At 67.7% G+C, this 16,249-nt stretch carries 14 protein-coding genes and 1 pseudogene; 3 read left to right on the top strand and 12 right to left on the bottom strand.

The window, feature by feature from the left end:
• The 6 genes and pseudogenes from ACH9D3_RS12655 to ACH9D3_RS12630 all read right to left on the bottom strand — a co-directional run.
• Positions 1-459: ribose-5-phosphate isomerase (locus ACH9D3_RS12655; RefSeq protein WP_396411213.1), on the bottom strand; the 459-nt coding region annotated here is incomplete at its 3' end.
• A pseudogene (locus tag ACH9D3_RS12650) lies at positions 459-2,200 on the bottom strand (dihydroxyacetone kinase family protein). The gene ACH9D3_RS12655 and the pseudogene ACH9D3_RS12650, both read right to left, overlap by 1 nt.
• Before the next feature lie 191 nt (positions 2,201-2,391).
• Positions 2,392-3,663, bottom strand: coding sequence for a TRAP transporter large permease subunit (locus tag ACH9D3_RS12645; RefSeq protein ID WP_396411212.1), 1,272 nt, complete (start codon positions 3,661-3,663; stop codon positions 2,392-2,394).
• Positions 3,656-4,243: a TRAP transporter small permease subunit gene (locus ACH9D3_RS12640; protein ID WP_396411211.1), complete on the bottom strand. Its 588-nt coding sequence runs from the start codon at positions 4,241-4,243 to the stop codon at positions 3,656-3,658. The genes ACH9D3_RS12645 and ACH9D3_RS12640 overlap by 8 nt, the downstream gene beginning before the upstream one ends.
• Positions 4,244-4,247: 4 nt before the next feature.
• The gene (locus ACH9D3_RS12635; RefSeq protein WP_396411210.1) at positions 4,248-5,288 is read right to left on the bottom strand and encodes a TRAP transporter substrate-binding protein; all 1,041 of its coding nucleotides are present in this window, start codon (positions 5,286-5,288) and stop codon (positions 4,248-4,250) included.
• Between the two features lie 615 nt (positions 5,289-5,903).
• Positions 5,904-6,563 (bottom strand): FCD domain-containing protein, encoded by a 660-nt coding sequence (locus ACH9D3_RS12630; RefSeq protein ID WP_396411209.1) that lies wholly within the window; start codon positions 6,561-6,563, stop codon positions 5,904-5,906.
• 522 nt (positions 6,564-7,085) lie between these two features.
• On the opposite strand from ACH9D3_RS12630, the gene ACH9D3_RS12625 reads away from it, so the two are divergent.
• Together ACH9D3_RS12625 and ACH9D3_RS12620 are read left to right on the top strand one after the other, a co-directional pair.
• Positions 7,086-7,949 carry a thiamine pyrophosphate-dependent enzyme gene (locus ACH9D3_RS12625; protein WP_396411208.1) on the top strand — a complete coding sequence of 288 codons (864 nt, stop codon included), beginning with the start codon at positions 7,086-7,088 and terminating at the stop codon, positions 7,947-7,949.
• Complete coding sequence (locus ACH9D3_RS12620; protein WP_396411207.1) at positions 7,946-8,974, top strand: transketolase C-terminal domain-containing protein; 1,029 nt, start codon at positions 7,946-7,948, stop codon at positions 8,972-8,974. The genes ACH9D3_RS12625 and ACH9D3_RS12620 overlap by 4 nt, the downstream gene beginning before the upstream one ends.
• A gap of 105 nt (positions 8,975-9,079) precedes the next feature.
• On the opposite strand, the gene ACH9D3_RS12615 is transcribed toward ACH9D3_RS12620, so the two are convergent.
• The 3 genes from ACH9D3_RS12615 to ACH9D3_RS12605 form a co-directional block, all read right to left on the bottom strand.
• Positions 9,080-9,289, bottom strand: coding sequence for a hypothetical protein (locus ACH9D3_RS12615; RefSeq protein ID WP_396411206.1), 210 nt, complete (start codon positions 9,287-9,289; stop codon positions 9,080-9,082).
• A 136-nt stretch (positions 9,290-9,425) separates the two neighbouring features.
• Positions 9,426-10,199: an SDR family oxidoreductase gene (locus ACH9D3_RS12610; RefSeq protein WP_396411205.1), complete on the bottom strand. Its 774-nt coding sequence runs from the start codon at positions 10,197-10,199 to the stop codon at positions 9,426-9,428.
• 30 nt (positions 10,200-10,229) lie between these two features.
• Positions 10,230-11,054, bottom strand: a complete 825-nt coding sequence (locus ACH9D3_RS12605; RefSeq protein ID WP_396411204.1) for a TIM barrel protein — start codon at positions 11,052-11,054, stop codon at positions 10,230-10,232.
• A 252-nt stretch (positions 11,055-11,306) separates the two neighbouring features.
• Between ACH9D3_RS12605 and ACH9D3_RS12600 the strand changes: the two genes are divergently transcribed.
• A complete protein-coding gene (locus tag ACH9D3_RS12600) occupies positions 11,307-12,032 on the top strand; it encodes a prolyl oligopeptidase family serine peptidase (RefSeq protein WP_396411203.1) in 726 nt (241 codons plus the stop codon).
• A gap of 340 nt (positions 12,033-12,372) precedes the next feature.
• Here the strand turns inward: ACH9D3_RS12600 and ACH9D3_RS12595 are convergent, their stop codons facing one another.
• The 3 genes from ACH9D3_RS12595 to ppsA form a co-directional block, all read right to left on the bottom strand.
• Positions 12,373-12,711: an RraA family protein gene (locus ACH9D3_RS12595; protein WP_396411202.1), complete on the bottom strand. Its 339-nt coding sequence runs from the start codon at positions 12,709-12,711 to the stop codon at positions 12,373-12,375.
• A 140-nt stretch (positions 12,712-12,851) separates the two neighbouring features.
• Positions 12,852-13,679 (bottom strand): pyruvate, phosphate dikinase/phosphoenolpyruvate synthase regulator, encoded by an 828-nt coding sequence (locus ACH9D3_RS12590; protein WP_396411201.1) that lies wholly within the window; start codon positions 13,677-13,679, stop codon positions 12,852-12,854.
• Between the two features lie 82 nt (positions 13,680-13,761).
• Entirely contained in the window at positions 13,762-16,161 is a 2,400-nt protein-coding gene (gene ppsA / locus ACH9D3_RS12585; RefSeq protein ID WP_396411200.1) for a phosphoenolpyruvate synthase, read from the bottom strand.
• Positions 16,162-16,249: the final 88 nt, after the last annotated feature.

Raw genomic sequence — 16,249 nt, 5'->3', positions numbered from 1 at the left:
GTTCTCGTAGTCGGTGATGGCCTCGACCTTGGCCGCGGAGGCGCTGGTGGTGTCGAAGGTGTAGCCCAGCCACTCCTTGGCCAGGCGCCGGGCCAGCTCCAGGCCGACGACCCGCTGACCCATGCACAGCACCTGGGCGTTGTTGGAGAGCACCGAGCGCTCCACCGAGTAGGAGTCGTGGGCGGTCACGGCCCGGATCCCGGGCACCTTGTTCGCCGAGATCGCCACGCCCAGGCCCGTGCCGCAGATCAGCAGCGCACGGTCGGCCTCACCGGCGGCGACCTTCCGGGCGGCGTCGACGGCCACGTGCGGGTAGTCCGTGTTCTCCGTCTCCGAGACCCCGACGTCCACCACGCTCTCCACGCGGTCGTCGGCCTCCAGATCCCGGCGCAGGGCCTCCTTGTAGTCGAATCCGGCGTCGTCGCCGCCGATCACGATCCGCAGCTTCTGCTCGGCCATCATTTCGTCTCTACTTTCACATCGACATGGTCGAGAACGTCAGGATCCTGGCCAACGGCCGTCAGGATCAGCGCCATCGAGGTGGCGCCGGCGTCGGGGGTCCCCAGAATCCTCTGGGCCAGTGGTCGGGCCCGGCCGACCCTGGGCGTGAGGTCAGCGGTCGCTGCCGCCTGGCGGCCGGCGACTTCGGCCGCCACACGCCGGGCCTCCACGAGCTCGCGGGTGCGCTGCAGCGAGGCGCTCAGTTCCGTGGTGAACGGGATCAGGGCGTCCAGCAGCGTCTTGTCCCCCACCGAGGCGCCCCCAAGGTCTTGGACGGCGCGCGCGAAGTTGTCGGCTGCTTGCGCGCGGTCCTGCCGGTCGAAGGCGTCCGCCTCGTCGGACAGTGTGCGACCGGCCGCTTCCAGCGCCGCTCCCCACAGGACTCCGGAAGTCCCACCGGCGCGGGCGGCCCATGCGCTGCCGGCGAGGCGCAGCATCCATCCGGCTCCGGCGCGGCCGTCTACTTCCTCGGCGGCTTTCAGGGCGGCCGTGGCGCCCTTGACCATACTTCGGCCGTGGTCGCCGTCGCCGGCCACGGCGTCGATGGCACCCAACTCACTCTCGCGCTCCTTAAGCGTGGCGTGGACTGTGCGCAGCCCGACCAGGACGTTGTCGGCGAGTTCTTTCGAGGCACAGCCCGGGGTGGGCACCTGCCGAGGATCCACCGCACCGACCGCGGTGTCCTGGGCGGCTGGATCGAGGGCTTGCAGGGGTGCCCGTTGTTTGCGGTAGGCGGGGGTGCAGGCGTCGGCCGTCCAGTAGGTCTCGAGCTCGTCGGTGAGCCAGAAAAGGGTCAGAGAGCAACCGCCCATGTCCAGGCTCGTAACCAGTTCGCCGACCTCGGGGTCGACGATCTGGTAGCCGCGTTCGCGCAGCAGGGGGGCGATGGCTCCCCACAGGACGAACAGCTCTACGTACATGGTGGTGCCCAGGCCGTTGAGGATGACGCCGATGCGGTCTCCCGCACTGCTTGGGGCGTGCTCGAGTATCGCGGAGACGAAAGTCTGCGCCAGCTCGTGGGCGGTGGGCAGCGGTTCGTCCCGGATCCCGGGCTCGCCGTGGAGGCCGAGACCCAGCCCCAGGTGCCCCTCTGGCACGGTGAACAACGGCTGTCGAGCCCCGGGCATGGTGCATCCGCTGAAGGCCACACCCAGAGTCCGGGTGGAGTCGTTGGCGGCGTGACCCACCCATTCGACCTCGGCGAGCTCCAGGCCGGCTGCCGCGGCGGCGCCCATGGCCTTGAAGACGGTGAAGTCCCCGGCGATGCCCCGGCGCTTGTCCTCTTCTGCGGCCGAGGCGATGTCGTCGGTGACCACCACGATCCGGGTGTCGATCCCTTCATCGTTGAGCTGGCGGGCGGCGATGCCGAACTTCATGTTGTCGCCGGCATAGTTGCCAAAAGTGAGTATCACCCCCGGTCCTGATCGGCAGCCTTGGCGACCGAGTACACCTGGGCGGCCGATGGCGAGGTGAAGATGTTCCCCGCCACTGCCCCGGCGGCGAAGCCGGGCCCGACCAGACCGGCGAAGGCCGGGTAGTGGCCGGAGCCCCCTCCGACGACGACCGCCACCTGCGGGTCCCCTGAGCGCAGCGCGACCACTCCGCCCGGCACCTCCCGAAGGCGGTCGGCGTACAGGTCCACGAACCCGGCAAGCTGGTCGTCACTGAACTCGCTGGGATCGTTGAAGATCTTTGTCATCACCCTGTTCTTTTCTCCTTGGAGCTCGTCGTTGCCCGAGCAGCTCCGGAATGGCCGGACCCGGGACCCGGAAGGCATCCGGGCCCCGGGGCCGGCCGTGCGTCGGTCACCAGGAGCACGGTCACCGACCGCGCCACTGGCGCACGCCGCCTTTCATCGGCAAGGGCGTGCCGGGCCCGCTAGGGTCGTGCTCATCTTCCGAGGCTCGTCAACGCCGGGATGAAGGTCACGGCGAGGAGGCACAGCACCGATACCGCGTAGAAGGGGACCAACGCCTTCACCGTCTGCTCGATCGGGATCTTCCCGATCGAGGTCGAGATGTACAGGGTGGTGCCCACCGGTGGTGTGAACAGGCCGATCCCGAGATTGAGGATCATGATCAGGCCGAGCTGGATGGGGTCGAGTCCGATCGCGGTGGAGATCGGCAGCAGCACCGGGGTGAGCAGCAGGATGGCCGGTGACATGTCCAGGAACGCGCCGACGACCAGCAGCAGCAGGTTGATGAGCAACAGGATGACGATGGGCGAGGCCACGTTCTCGAGCACGTTCTGCGCGAGTAGCTGGGGGGCCTGCTGCACCGTCAGGAACCAGCTGAGTGCCTCGGACATCATGATCAGCAGCATGACGACGCCGGTGGCGGCGGCGGTGTTGATCATCGAGTGGATGATGCCCTTCAGGGAGATGTCGCGGTACATCAGACGGATCAGCAGGGCGTAGACCGCGGAGAGCACTGCGACTTCGGTGACCGTCGCGATACCGCCGAGCAGGACCACGCGGATCATGATGATCGGCATCAAAAGGGCCGGTAGCGCGAGGAACACATCCTTCAGAAGGTTCTTCTTGGTGAACTTCATTTTGATGCGGGGGAAGCCCTGTTTGACGGCCACCCCCCAGCAGACGATGAAGTAGGCGGTGGCCAGCAACAATCCGGGAATCAGGCCGGAGAGGAAGATCGCTGCGACCGAGACGCCGGAGGTGGCGGCGAACAGGATCATCGGAATGGACGGCGGCAGAATGACGCCGATGACCGAGGAAGACGCGTTGACCGCAGCGCTGAAGGGCGCGGGATAGCCCACCTTCTTGCTCCAGGGGATCAGGACCGAGCCGAGGCCCGACGCATCGGCCACGGCCGAGCCCGACACACCGGAGAACACCACCGAGGTGGCCACGCTCGCATGCCCGACGCCGCCTCGGAACCGGCCGATCACCTTGGTCGCCAGACCGATCACGGTCTGACCCAGCTTCCCGCTCGCCAGTAGATCGGCCGTGAGGATGAAGAATGGGATCGCCAGGAACAGGAAGTTCGAGGCCGGGGCGAAGGACTGCTGGGCCACGATCTGCAGCGGAGCAGTGCCCACCAGGGCGATACCGGCCAGCGTTGCCATCAGCAGGGCGAAGGACACCGGGATGCTGAGCAGCAGCAGCACGAGGAACAGGGCGATCGCTACGACGACCTCAAACATTGACGATTCCCTTCGGATGCGGGACGTTGCCCCGGAAAGCCGCAAAGAGGCGCGCGGCGGCCTGCACTGTCAGACTGACAGCCATGTAGATGTAGGCGCCGTAGCTGATCATCATGGGCAGTCCGAGGATGGGCGAGCTCTGCCCCATGTACGGGCGGATCATCAGCGTGGAGATGTAGACGAGGAACCCCAGGGTCAGGGTCGACACCGCCCAGACGAAAATGTCCAGGTAGCGGCGGTTGCGGTCCGCCAGCTTGTTGGCGAAGTAGTCCACCGCCAGGTGGCCGCCACGTCCCATCGCGGCGACCACCCCGCCGGCGATCAACCACGGGAAGGCGAACGCCGGAATCTCCACGGCGAACCCCAGGCTGGTGTTGAACGCGAACCGGAGGATCACGGCGACCAGGAGCAGAACGCCGATCACCACGAAGGCGAGAATGGACACCACCCCACCCAGGTAGGTGGCCCAGAGATTGATCCTGTCCGTCACCAGGCTGAACGGATCGGGTTGGGCGATGGGCTGCGGGTTGTCCGGATCCCAGTCCGCTTCGACGTGTTCGGGGTCGGGTTGTTGTGTCATCGGGTCAGCCCTCGAAATCCGCCCGGGTGGCGTCGGCCTCGTCGACGATCTGCTCGACGAACTCGGGGTAGTCGGCGGACCACTTCTCGTACACGTCCGTCGTCGCCTCCCGGAACGGGGCGAGCTCGGGCGTGGTGATCTCCATGGAGTCCTCGAGCTCCGTGCGCAGTTCCTCGGTCTGCTCCTCCATCAGGTCCCGCTGCATGTCACGGGCCTCGTCAGCAGCCGTCTGCACGGCTTCCTGCTGTTCCGCAGACAGGGAATCCCAGGCGGTCGTGCTGATGATCAGAGGAGTCACTTCGTACTTGTGCCCAGTCAGGGCGAGGTGGTCCTGGACCTCGTGAAGTGCGTTCGCGTGGATGTTCGGGATCGGGTTCTCCTGCCCGTCCACAGCACCCTGCTGAAGCGCCAGGTACAGCTCATTGAAGGCCATCGGCGTCGGGTTCGCGTCCAGGGCGTTGAAGATGTCGATGGTCATCGGGTCTTCGGGGGTGCGGATCTTCAGACCGGCCACGTCCTCGGGAGTGTTGATCGGAGTGTCACCGGTGGTGATGTGACGAATGCCGTTGTCCCACCACGCGAGAACCTTGAATCCCTCCTCCTCTGCCTTGGCGGCGATCTCGTCCCCGATGGGGCCGTCAACGACGGTGTGCGCGTGCTTCGAGGACTCGAAGAGGAACGGAAGTCCGAACAGCGCCACTTCGGGAACGTTGGTGGACACCACTCCTTGCGAATTGGCGGTCATGTCCAGGCTGCCGGACGCCAGGGAGACCATCATCTCGGCATCCGAGCCGAGCTGCTCCGCGCCCTGGACCTGGACCGTCACTGCGGATTCGGTGTTCTCGGCCACCTGCTCGGCGAAGAACGTGGCGGCCTCGGACCGGGGGTTGGTCGGGCTGGCGCCGTGGCCGAGCAGAAGCTGCTTGCTGGCGCCCTCCTCGCCGCCTCCGCAGCCTGCCAGGGACAGGCCGGCAACGACGGCGATCGCGAGGACGCTGGAACGGACACGTCGCTTGGCGTTGGGTCGCACTGTGTTCAGCTTCATGGGGGTAAACCTTCCCGTAGTTCGAGGAACGAAGTCTTGCCGTGAAATGGACGGTGAGCGGCTCGGCGGCGGCGACATCTGTCACGGCGTTCAGGTGCCTGCCCACGGTGTTCTGGGGTGGCGGCGGGAAGACTCGCACGGTGACCCCGGTTGCACTGTCCCCGACGGCCGGAAACCGGCCGTGTGGAGCTTTTCCACCCGTTGACTGTTAACAGTCAACGAAGCGTTTCGTGAAGTGTGACACGGGCCACGCTCAGGGCGCAAGGGGTGATGTCAGCGCATGACCAAATTGCCTATGGCAGGTTGGGTCGAACCAGGGAAAAGGCACCCGGGCATGGCAGGTTGGCCCTGAAAGCTTCGTCGGTACCCGTGACGGCGGTCGTCGAGTCGTGTCCGCGCCGAGTACACAGGTGCGGGCATGGTCTCGTGCCAGGGGCAGGAACACTTCGGGACGACTGGCGAACCAGGTCGATGCCCCGGCAGGTCACGCTGCCTGAACCGGTCGATGTCCACGGTTCCGGCCATTTCAGCGTCGTGCTGGTTCCTCGGGAATACCAGCTCCGAGAAGCATCGTGGCTGAGGCGGCAGCTGGTGCTGTGCGTGCTGCGCGAGTGGTCAAGCGACCAGGTTGGTGGCGGCTTCGTCCATGTGGGTGAGCATGTAGTCAGCGGCTGTCGCGGCGTTTCCGGCGGCGACGACGTCGACGATGGCGGTGTGCCGGTCCACGCGCATGTTGCCGACCGCTCGTTCCATGCCGGCCCACATGAACGACATCCGGATGGAGCCTTCGAGAGCTTGCCAGGAGTGCAGGAGCATGGCGTTGCCGGTGAGCTGGCACAGGGTGCGGTGGAAGTTCAGGTCGGCCTCGATGCGCTCCTCCAGCGTGTGGTCCACGGCCTCCTCCATGGCACGCACCGCGTCACGCAGCGTGGCGACGGCCGCATCACGATGCTCCGCTTGACTCAGTGTGCGGACCGCCAGGGACTCGAGGGCAGCGCGGACAGCGAAGATGTCGAGGATCTCCTTGGCGTCCAGACTGCGTACGGCCAGCCGGCCACGGGCGCCGGCTGCGATGAGGCCTTCCTGCTGGAGCTGGCGCATAGCCTCGCGCAGGGTGCCTCGGCTGATCTGCAGCTGCTCGGACAGGTCCGTCTCCACCAGATGAGTGCCCGGGGGGAGTTCGCCGGTGGTGATGGCACGGCGCAGCGCCGTCAGAGCCTGTTGGCGCAGATTCACCTTGGCCAGTCCGGCCAGGGCCGCTGTCTGAGTGGTCATCGGGGCCGTCCTTCATGAGCTCGGGAGGGGGAAAGGCTGCAGTTGTAGGTCTCTGGCGCGAGGAGCGCTGGCCACCCCGTGCAGGGATCTTGGCGCAGGAAGACTCGACGCCTTGCGCGCCTCCTCTGCGCCCGCCCCACCGACCGGCACCCGAAGAAATGCCTCTGGGCTGATCCAGCTATGTCTTGATCATACGTGCCGGTTAACCGTTGACGGTGCGCTGTCGCAAGTACAGCAGTCGGCTGCCGTGCCGGGGCACCGGCTCCGGCACCCGGACCTAGGGAGTCCGATCGCTTGCGGCAAAGAACGTGACGTGCTTCACTGTTAACAGTCAACCATCAACATAAGACGTTGTTCTCATTCCCAGTAGCGATGTCGGCGGTTGAGCAGCACCCGGAGCGACAGGGGCCGATCCGGGTGAAAAGGCCCCGCTGGCGCCGAACGGCGCCGTGGACGCAGGTCCTTGCAATCCCCTCGCACCCATCACTCGCCCCACACCCCACATCACTCGAGGTGAAGCTCATGACAACAACCAGCGAACCGATTCCGGTCGATCCCGAGCGTCTGGCCCGGGTCAAGGAGGCGGCTTTCCGCATCCGCACCAACGCGCTGATCCAGGGCGAGGTGCAGGGCCAGGGCTACATCGGTCAGGCCCTGGACATCGCCGACGTGCTGGCGGTGCTCTACGCCGACCAGCTCAACCTGCGCCCGGAGGACCCCGAATGGGAGGGACGCGACCGCTGCCTGCTCTCGATCGGGCACTACGCGATCGCCCTCTACGCCGCACTGGCCGAGGCGAAGTTCCTGCCGCTGGAGGAGCTGGAGACCTACGCGACCGACGACTCCCGGCTGCCGATGTCGGCGATGGCCTCCTACACCCCCGGGGTGGAGATCTCCGGCGGGTCGCTGGGTCACGGCCTGGTCGTCGCCAACGGGGTGGCCCTGGGACTCAAGCGCAAGAACAACCCGGCATTCGTCTACAACATCCTCTCCGACGGCGAGCTCAACGAGGGCTCCACCTGGGAGGCCGCGGCCGTGGCCGCCCACCACCAGCTCGACAACCTCATCGCGATCGTGGACTTCAACGACCAGCAGGCCGACGGCAAGAGCCAGGACATGCTGGGCATGGAACCCGTCGAGGGCAAGTTCGAGGCCTTCGGCTGGATCACCCGCCGGGTCGACGGCAACGACGTCGCCGCCGTCCTCACCGCCCTGGAGGAACTGCGGACCATCGACGCCGGCCAGCCGCGGTGCCTGATCGCCAACACCAAGCTCGGCAAGGGCGTGGACTTCCTGGAGAACCGGGAGAAGCTGCACTTCATGACCGTCGCCGCCGATGAGTGGAAGACGGCCCACGACCGACTGAAGGAGTCGTCCCAGGCATGAACACCACCCCGAACACCCCGCAGAAGAAGAGACTGACCTCCGATGCGATGAGCGCCTCCCTCGCCAAGGAGGGCCAGCGGACCACCGCGGCGCCCCTGGGTCACGCCCTGGTGGAGCTGGCCGAGCGCGACGAGCGGATCGTGGGCCTGTCGGCCGATCTGGCCAAGTACACCGACCTGCACATCCTGCGCGATGCGATGCCCGACCGGTTCTACCAGGTCGGCATGGCCGAACAAGCCCTACTGGGGGCTGCCGCCGGGCTGGCCATGGAGGGTTTCGTGCCGTTCGCCTCCACCTACTCCGTGTTCGCCACCCGCCGGGCCTACGACTTCCTGTGCCTGGACATCGCCGAGGCGAACCTCAACGTGAACATGGTCTGCGCCCTACCCGGGCTCACCACCGGCTACGGGCCCTCCCACCAGGCCACCGAGGACGTCGCGATCCTGCGAGGCATGCCCAACCTCACCATCGTGGACCCCTGCGACGCGGTGGACATCGAGCAGGCCGTCCCCCAGCTGGCCGCCCACGACGGACCCACCTACATGCGGATCCTGCGGGGAAAGGTGCCCCGGGTGCTCGACGAGTACGACTACACCTTCGAGCTCGGCAAGGCCAAGCTCCTCCGCGACGGGGCCGAGGTCCTGCTGATCTCCACCGGCCTGATGACCGAGCGCGCCCTGGAGGCCGCCAAGGCCCTGGAAGCCGACAAGGTCGACGTCGCCGTGCTGCACGTGCCCACCCTCAAGCCCCTGGACGAGGCGACCATCCTGGCCGAGCTCGCCAAGGACCGGCTGGTGCTCACCTGCGAGAACCACACCGTCATCGGCGGGCTCTTCGACGCGGTCGCCCACACCGCGGTCCGCGACGGGGTGCTGCGGCAGATCACCCCCGTGGGCCTGCCCGACGAGTTCCTCGACGCCGGCGCCCTGCCCACCCTCAACGACCGCTACGGGGTCTCCACCGCCAAGATCGCCGAGAAGGTCCGGTCCCTGCTCCACCCCCGCCGCACCGAAGCCGTCGGCTGAACACACCAGGGAACCAGCAACAGCAGCGAGGGCCGGACGGAGAACTTCTCCGTCCGGCCCTCACCGCTTGTCGTGGCACGCCAAGCGATCCTGTGCCTGCACTGCTCACCGGGCGCGCGCGGGACGCGGCATCTTCCAGATGGTGTACTCGCAAGCAAGGATCAGTGTCCGCTCGCCCAGGGGACCGTCCAGGATCCACAGCACTCCCAGCCGGGGACAGACCACGTCGACCGCTCCCCGGTGGCGCACCGTGTCCCAGAGCCGGATCTCGACGACGTCGCCCACCCGCAGGTCGGACACCTCGTGGACCCGCACCCCCGTCGATCCCCGGCGGTGGGGCGAAGCGGAAGGGCGGGAGCGGGCCGGACCGTGCATGGTGTCTCCTGGAAGGTGGTGCCGCCGCCTCCCCGCGGTTGCGGGGAGGCGGCGGACACGAAGCGGACGGACCGCGTCAGTGCATGTGGCTTCCACCGTTGATGTCGAGGGTCACCCCGGTCAGGTAGGCCGAGTCCTCGGCGGCGAGGAAGGTGATGGACGCGGCGATCTCCTCGGTGGTGGCCGTGCGCCCGACCGGGATGCCGGCCGCGATGGCTGCCTCCTGCTCGTCGGTGCTGCCCACGCGGATGTTGGTGTCCACGGCACCGGGGGTCACCGCATTGACCGTGACACCGGTCGTACCCAGCTCGCGGGCCAGCGCCTTGGTGAAGCCCAGGACGGCGGCCTTCGCCGCGGAGTAGGGGACCTTGCCGAAGACCCCGCCGCCACGCTGGGCGGACACGGAGGACATGTTCACGACCCGACCCCAACCCTGCTCGATCATCTCGGGCAGGAACGCCTTCGTGACCAGGTAGGTGCCGGTGGCGTTGACGTCCATGACCTTGTGCCACAGCTCGAGGGTGGTCTCCAGGAACGGGACCGGTGAGGTGATCCCGGCGATGTTGACCACCGCCCCCACTGGCGGCAGGTTGCCGGCGGTGACCTCGGCGGCCACCGCGTCGTGCGCAGCGGTCACGGAGGACTCGACGGCGACGTCGATCGCGTGGCCGAAGGCCGGCACGCCGCACTCCTGCCTGATGTCCTGGGCGACTCGGGCGGACTTCTCGCCGTCGAGGTCCAGGATCACCACCCCCCATCCTTCACGGGCGAAACGGCGGGCAGTGGTCATGCCAATGCCCTTGTCGGAGGTGGCTCCGGTGATGACGGCGGTGCGCTGGACGGTCGACATGGTGCTCCTAGGGGTGAGTGAGGATGGGTCTTACAGCAGGGAGGAGATGTACTCGGCGGCCGCGCGGGTGGCCGCGGGGCGCTGGTCGTGGGTGACGTCGCGGGTCTCGAGCTCGAGCGAGAAGTGGCCGGTGTATCCGAGGCGTTCGAGAGCCCGCAGGCCGGCGGCGAAGTCGGCCTCGCCGTTGCCGATGCTCAAGTTGATGTTGCCGGCGGTGGCGTCGCGCAGGTGCACGTGCGTGATCCGGTCGGCGAAGGTCTCGACGAAGCGCACCGGGTCCCCGCCGGAGGCGACGATGTGGCTGAAGTCCATGACCACACCCACGCCGGTGCCCTCCAACGCCTCCGTCAACCGCTGGGCACGCTCGGTGTTCCAACACAGACGGAAGAAGTGCAACGACTCGCACCACAGCTCGACACCGGCGGCAGCCGCCCGATGGGACGCCTCGGCCAGTTCCGCGGCCACCGTGCGGATGTCCTCCTCGAGGGACCGGACCGGCTCGTGCTCGAGCGCACCGCAGGGCAGGACCAGGGCCTCAGCACCCACCGCGGCCGTAAGCTCCAGAAGCATGTCCAAGTGCTCGGCGCGCTGTGCGCGCTGGTGCTCGTCCAGCACCGCGTTGAGGTCCCCGACGTCCCCATTGACCGAGCGCACGCGCAGACCCGAGTTGTTCACGGCGGCGGCGACCTGTTCCACGGCGGCGGCGTCCAGCACGTAGGGGACGTGATCGCAGACCCCGGGCAGGGCGCCCAGATCGATCTCCTCGAAGCAGAGACCGCCGATGGTGCGCAGCGCCTCGGGCAGCGGCTGGTGCCGGAAACTGATGGACGAACAGCCCAGTCGGGAAGAGAACATGCGATGCGGATCCTTGCCTGAAGCCGTCGGCGGAATGTGCCGCGCATCACGTTACTCCTGGCAACTGTTGACAGTCAACACTAGGAGCCTGGGCACTGGTATGTCGCGTAGAGCAAGAGGGCCGAGGTCAACCCCCTGCAGAGGTTCGAAACCGCAGCACATACGGCGACGGCTGCACTCCAGAGCCCTAGGCACAACGCCTCCTGCGCGGCCTACGACGATATGAAGCATCGGTTCTGGGATGCTGAAGCCATGAACTCACCACAGTCCTCGGCGGATCGTTCTGTCGCGTCGATCCGGGCCGGCACACTCCCCGCCGGCCCGGACTTGGCCATGCACGTCATCGTCCTTCCCGGAGGTGGATACGCCGGTTACGCGGACAACGAGGCGGAACCCATTGCCGAGTGGCTCAGTCGACTCGGCCTCTCATCGAGCGTGTTCCGTTACCCGGTGCACACCGCACACCCGGCTCCGCTGGAAGCGGTACGGGCCGAGATTCGCCGGATCCGTGCGACCGGTGTGGAGCGAATCGCCCTGTTGGGGTCCTCCGCAGGTGGGCACCTGGCCGGCCATGCCGCCCTGACCGCATCACCCTCGGATCCCGAGCGAGTCGAGGCGGTGATCCTCTGTTATCCGGTGGTGTCCATGGAACTCGACACCGACAAGGGCAGTCAGCGGGAGCTTCTGGGCACCACCCCTAGTACCGAGGCACGGGCAGCGACATCCCTGGACCGTCTGGTGACTGCGGCGGCTCCACCGTTCTTCATCTGGCACACCGCCGACGACCCCTCGGTGCCGGTCCAGCACTCCTATCTCTTGGCCCAAGCGCTTGCACAAGCGGGTGTGCCCCACGCCCTGCACGTCTTTCCCGAAGGGACTCACGGCCTCGGACTGGCCCAGGGCGCCGGGGGACCCGAGGTCTGGCCGGCACTGTGCTCATCATGGTTGCACGCACGAGGATGGCTCCAGGGGCCCTGACGGCAGCTTCGCAACGGCACGTCGACAAGACAGAAGCTCGAGCAAATGTGAGAACTGCCTTGCTCAACCGGTAGCTGGCTTTATGCAGAGCGCAGGGTGCCCAGCCCTGGTCACCTCAAGGGGGGAGGTCCATGTGCTGCCTCTACGCACGAGATGTCCCCAGCGGAAGAGTGGCGGTCGGCGGGGGCGCCCCGTCGGATGCAGATCAGCGTTCGACGAGGATGCCGTCGTCGCAGTAGACGGTGGCTCCGGGGCGGAAGGTGGCGCCCCGATGGTGTTCTCGACATCCTGCTGCCCGCTGCCGTTCCTGCTGGACCAGCGCGGATTGCCGCCCAGGCCTTCACCCCGATCGGGAGGGCGGCCAGTTCGCCGCGGTCGCGGTTGGCCCCGTGGACGACCACGCCGGCCTCCCGTTGTCCGAAGCGGTCATACCCATGGTGCCGCCCATCAGCTCGCCATTCCGGGAACCGCCGCCATCGACCACGAGGACGGCACCATCGCCGGGAGTGGCAATCATGGTTCTAATCATGGAGTTGCCCTCGAAACACTTCGGGGTGCGGGCGGGGCCGTGGAAGTGGGCCCGCCCGCCCACGGACTGGAACTGGGTGGCGACGGCCTGGTGCTGCTCGCCGTACTGGGTGCAGACGTCAGCGGTGTGGTCAGTGCAGGGCTGGCCCATGTGGACCCGGCCATACGGAAAGCAGTACGGGGCGGAGGCGCTTTCCCAGCGAACAGCGACATCGGAGGGATGCGCATACGCGGCCTTCGCCTGCCGTGGTACTGGTGGGCTGTCTCCGCCTGACGAGCCGAAGGGCGAGGTCAGGCAGGATCGTGTCCTTGGATTCCCATGTGCTGCAGGATGGTGGCCGAGATTTCTTCCACCGACATGGAGGCCGAGTTGAGGTGGGGGATGCGGTTGAGGGCGTACATCTCCTCGGCGTTGCGTAGCTCCCAGGTGCACTGGGTCAGGGAGGCGTATACCGTTCCGGGGCGTCGTTCCTGCCGGACCTGGCTCAGTCTCAGGGATTGCGAGGTCAGCCCGAAACACTTGTGAGCATAGGGAGCAATAGGTGCGGGCAAAGATCGACGGTCGAAGTCCTCATCCACCAGCGGGAAGTTGGCAGTGCGGATGCCGTGCTGCAGGGCCAGATACATGCTGGTGGGGGTCTTGCCGCAGCGGGAGGGGGCGATGAGTATCAGCTGCGCCCGTTCCAGCGCGCGAATGGATTGTCCGTCGTCGTGCTCCATGGCGTATTCGACCGCGCTCATTCGGGACTTGTATCGCAGGGCGTCCCCGAGCCCGTGAGCCCGGCCCGGCTGCAAGCTCGCCGTGGCGTGCAGGGCGCTCTCGAGCTGGGGCATGTGGGTCCCGAACAGGTCCACGAGGAAGCCCTGGCCGCCGGACAGGACCGCACGGACGCCGGGGTCGATAACGGTGGAGAACACCACCGCCACCCGCCCGGCGGCCACCACCGCGTCGATCTGGGCCACGAGGTGGCGGGCTTGCTCGTCGGTGGTGAGAAACGGCACGGTATGGCGCTCGAATCGCTGGGCCGGGAACTGCGTGAGCAGGGTGTTGCCCAGGGTCTCGGCGGTGATCCCGGTGCTGTCCGACAGGAAGAACGCCACCGGGCAGGTGTCGGTCACTGGATGGTGTGCCTCTCTCGTGGTGTGCCTCCCATGCGGTGCCCGTTCCGCACCACACGGGGCGTGCGGGACGGGCGGACCCTCACACGCTGGGCTGGGGTGCGGTGCGGGCCAGGGCCAGCCAGGTGTCCACGACGGCGTCGGGGTTCAGCGAGACGGAGTCGATGCCCTGCTCCAGCAGCCACCGGGCGAGCTCCGGGTGGTCGCTGGGGCCCTGCCCGCAGATCCCGACGTACTTGTCCTTCGCCCGGCAGGCGGTGATCGCCATTCCCAGCAGCTTCTTCACGGCCGGGTCACGCTCGTCGAAGGAGGAGGCCACGAGGGCGGAGTCGCGGTCCAGGCCCAGGGTGAGCTGGGTGAGGTCGTTGGAGCCGATGGAGAACCCGTCGAAGTGCTCCAGGAACTCCTCGGCCAGCAGGGCGTTGGCGGGCAGCTCGCACATCATCACGATCTCCAGACCCTCCTCACCACGGCGCAGGCCGTTGGCGGCCAGGAGCTCCACCACCCCCTCGGCCTCGGCGAGGGTGCGCACGAAGGGGACCATGAGCTTGATGTTGGTCAGGCCCATGGTGGTGCGTGCGAGGCGAACGGCTTCGCACTCCAGCTCGAAGGCTTCTCGGAACACTGGCGAGAGGTACCGGGAGGCACCGCGGAACCCGAGCATGGGGTTCTCCTCGGCCGGTTCGAACTCCGGGCCACCGAGCAGGTTGGCGTACTCGTTGGACTTGAAGTCCGAGAGCCGGATGATCACCGGTTCCGGCGCGAAGGCCGCCGCGATCATGGAGATCCCCTCCGCCAGTCGCTTGACGTAGAAGTCGCGCGGGCCGTCGTAGGCGGCGATCCGCTCCCGGATCTGCCCGGCGACACCGGGGTCCAGCTCCGGGGAGCCGTTCTCCAGCGCGAGCAGTGCCAGGGGGTGGATGCCGATCTGGCGGTTGATGATGAACTCCAGCCTCGCCAGCCCCACCCCGTGATGGGGCAGTTGCGCGAAGCTGAACGCCTGCTCGGGGGTGCCCACGTTCATCATGATTCTCAGCGGCGCCTCCGGCATGGAGCCCAGGGCAGTCTCCTCCACGGTGTAGTCCAGCAGGCCCGTATAGACCAGGCCCGCCTCGCCCTCGGCACAGGAGACCGTCACCGCAGCGCCCTCGCCCAGGACCGCGGTGGCGTCCCCGGCCCCGACCACCGCAGGGATTCCCAGTTCCCGGGCGATGATCGCCGCGTGGCAGGTGCGCCCTCCGCGGTCGGTGACGATCGCGGCGGCCTTCTTCATGATCGGCTCCCAGTCCGGGTCGGTCATCGAGGCGACCAGCACGTCACCGGCCTGGAAGGAGGCCATCTGCTCGATCGAGGTGAGCACCCGGACCTGGCCGGCGCCGATGCGCTGACCGATCGCCCGCCCCTCGACCAGCACCCGGGCCGTCTCGTGGAGCCGGTAGCGGGAGACGGTGCCCGCCGCCCGGCGCGAGACGACCGTCTCGGGGCGGGCCTGCAGAATGTAGAGGCGCCCGTCGGCCCCGTCCAGGCCCCATTCGATGTCCATCGGGCGCCCGTAGTGGGCCTCGATGGCCACGCCGTAGCGGGCCAGCTGCTCCACCTGCGCGTCGGTGAGGCTGAACCGGGCGCGCTGCTCGGGCGGCACGGGGACGAACCCGACGGTCTCCCCGAGTGCCCGGGACTCCGTGTAGGTCATCTGCAGGGCCTTCTCCCCCAGTCCGCGCTTGAGCACCGCCGGCCGGCCGGCGGCCAGGGCCGGTTTGTGGACGTAGAACTCGTCCGGGTTCACCGCCCCCTGCACCACCGCCTCGCCCAGCCCGTAGGAGGAGGTGATGAACACCGCGTCGGTGAACCCGGACTCGGTGTCCATGGTGAACATCACCCCCGAGGCCCCGACGTCGGAGCGCACCATCCGCTGCACCCCGGCCGAGAGCGCCACCTCGGCGTGGGCGAAGCCATGGTGGACCCGGTAGGCGATCGCCCGGTCGTTGTAAAGGGAGGCGAAGACGTCCTTGACCGCCGCCAGCACGCTCTCCACCCCGCGCACGTTCAGGAACGTCTCCTGCTGGCCTGCGAAGGAGGCATCCGGAAGATCCTCCGCGGTCGCGCTGGAGCGCACCGCCCAGGACACCTCCGCACCGTCGGGCTGGGAGCCGGCCAGCTCCTCGTAGGCCGTGCGGATGGCGGCCTCGAGCGCGGCCGGCAGCGGCGCCTGCTGGATCAGGGACCGGATCCGGGATCCCGCCCGGGCGAGGGTGCCCACGTCGGTGGTGTCCAGGCCTTCGAGGACCTCGACGATCCGCCCGTCGAGCCCATCCACCCGGAGGAACTCCCGGAAGGCGGTGGCTGTCGTGGCGAAACCGCCCGGGACCTGCACACCGGCCGAGTCCAGATTGCGGATCAGCTCTCCCAGAGAGGCGTTCTTGCCGCCGACCTCCTCGAGGTCCGACAGATCGATCTCGGTGAACGGAAGAACATAGGTCATGAAGAACTACTCCTCGGGGTCCGCCGCGGCGGGCAGCTGTCGACTGTGGGGAACGGTGGAGCACCAGCGGATCAGGGTCGCCGGCGGC

Source organism: Kocuria kalidii (assembly GCF_044462225.1).
Lineage (GTDB): Bacteria > Actinomycetota > Actinomycetes > Actinomycetales > Micrococcaceae > Kocuria > Kocuria kalidii.
The sequence above is the reverse complement of the archived record's forward strand: the minus strand, read 5'-3'. Positions and strand labels throughout refer to the sequence as shown.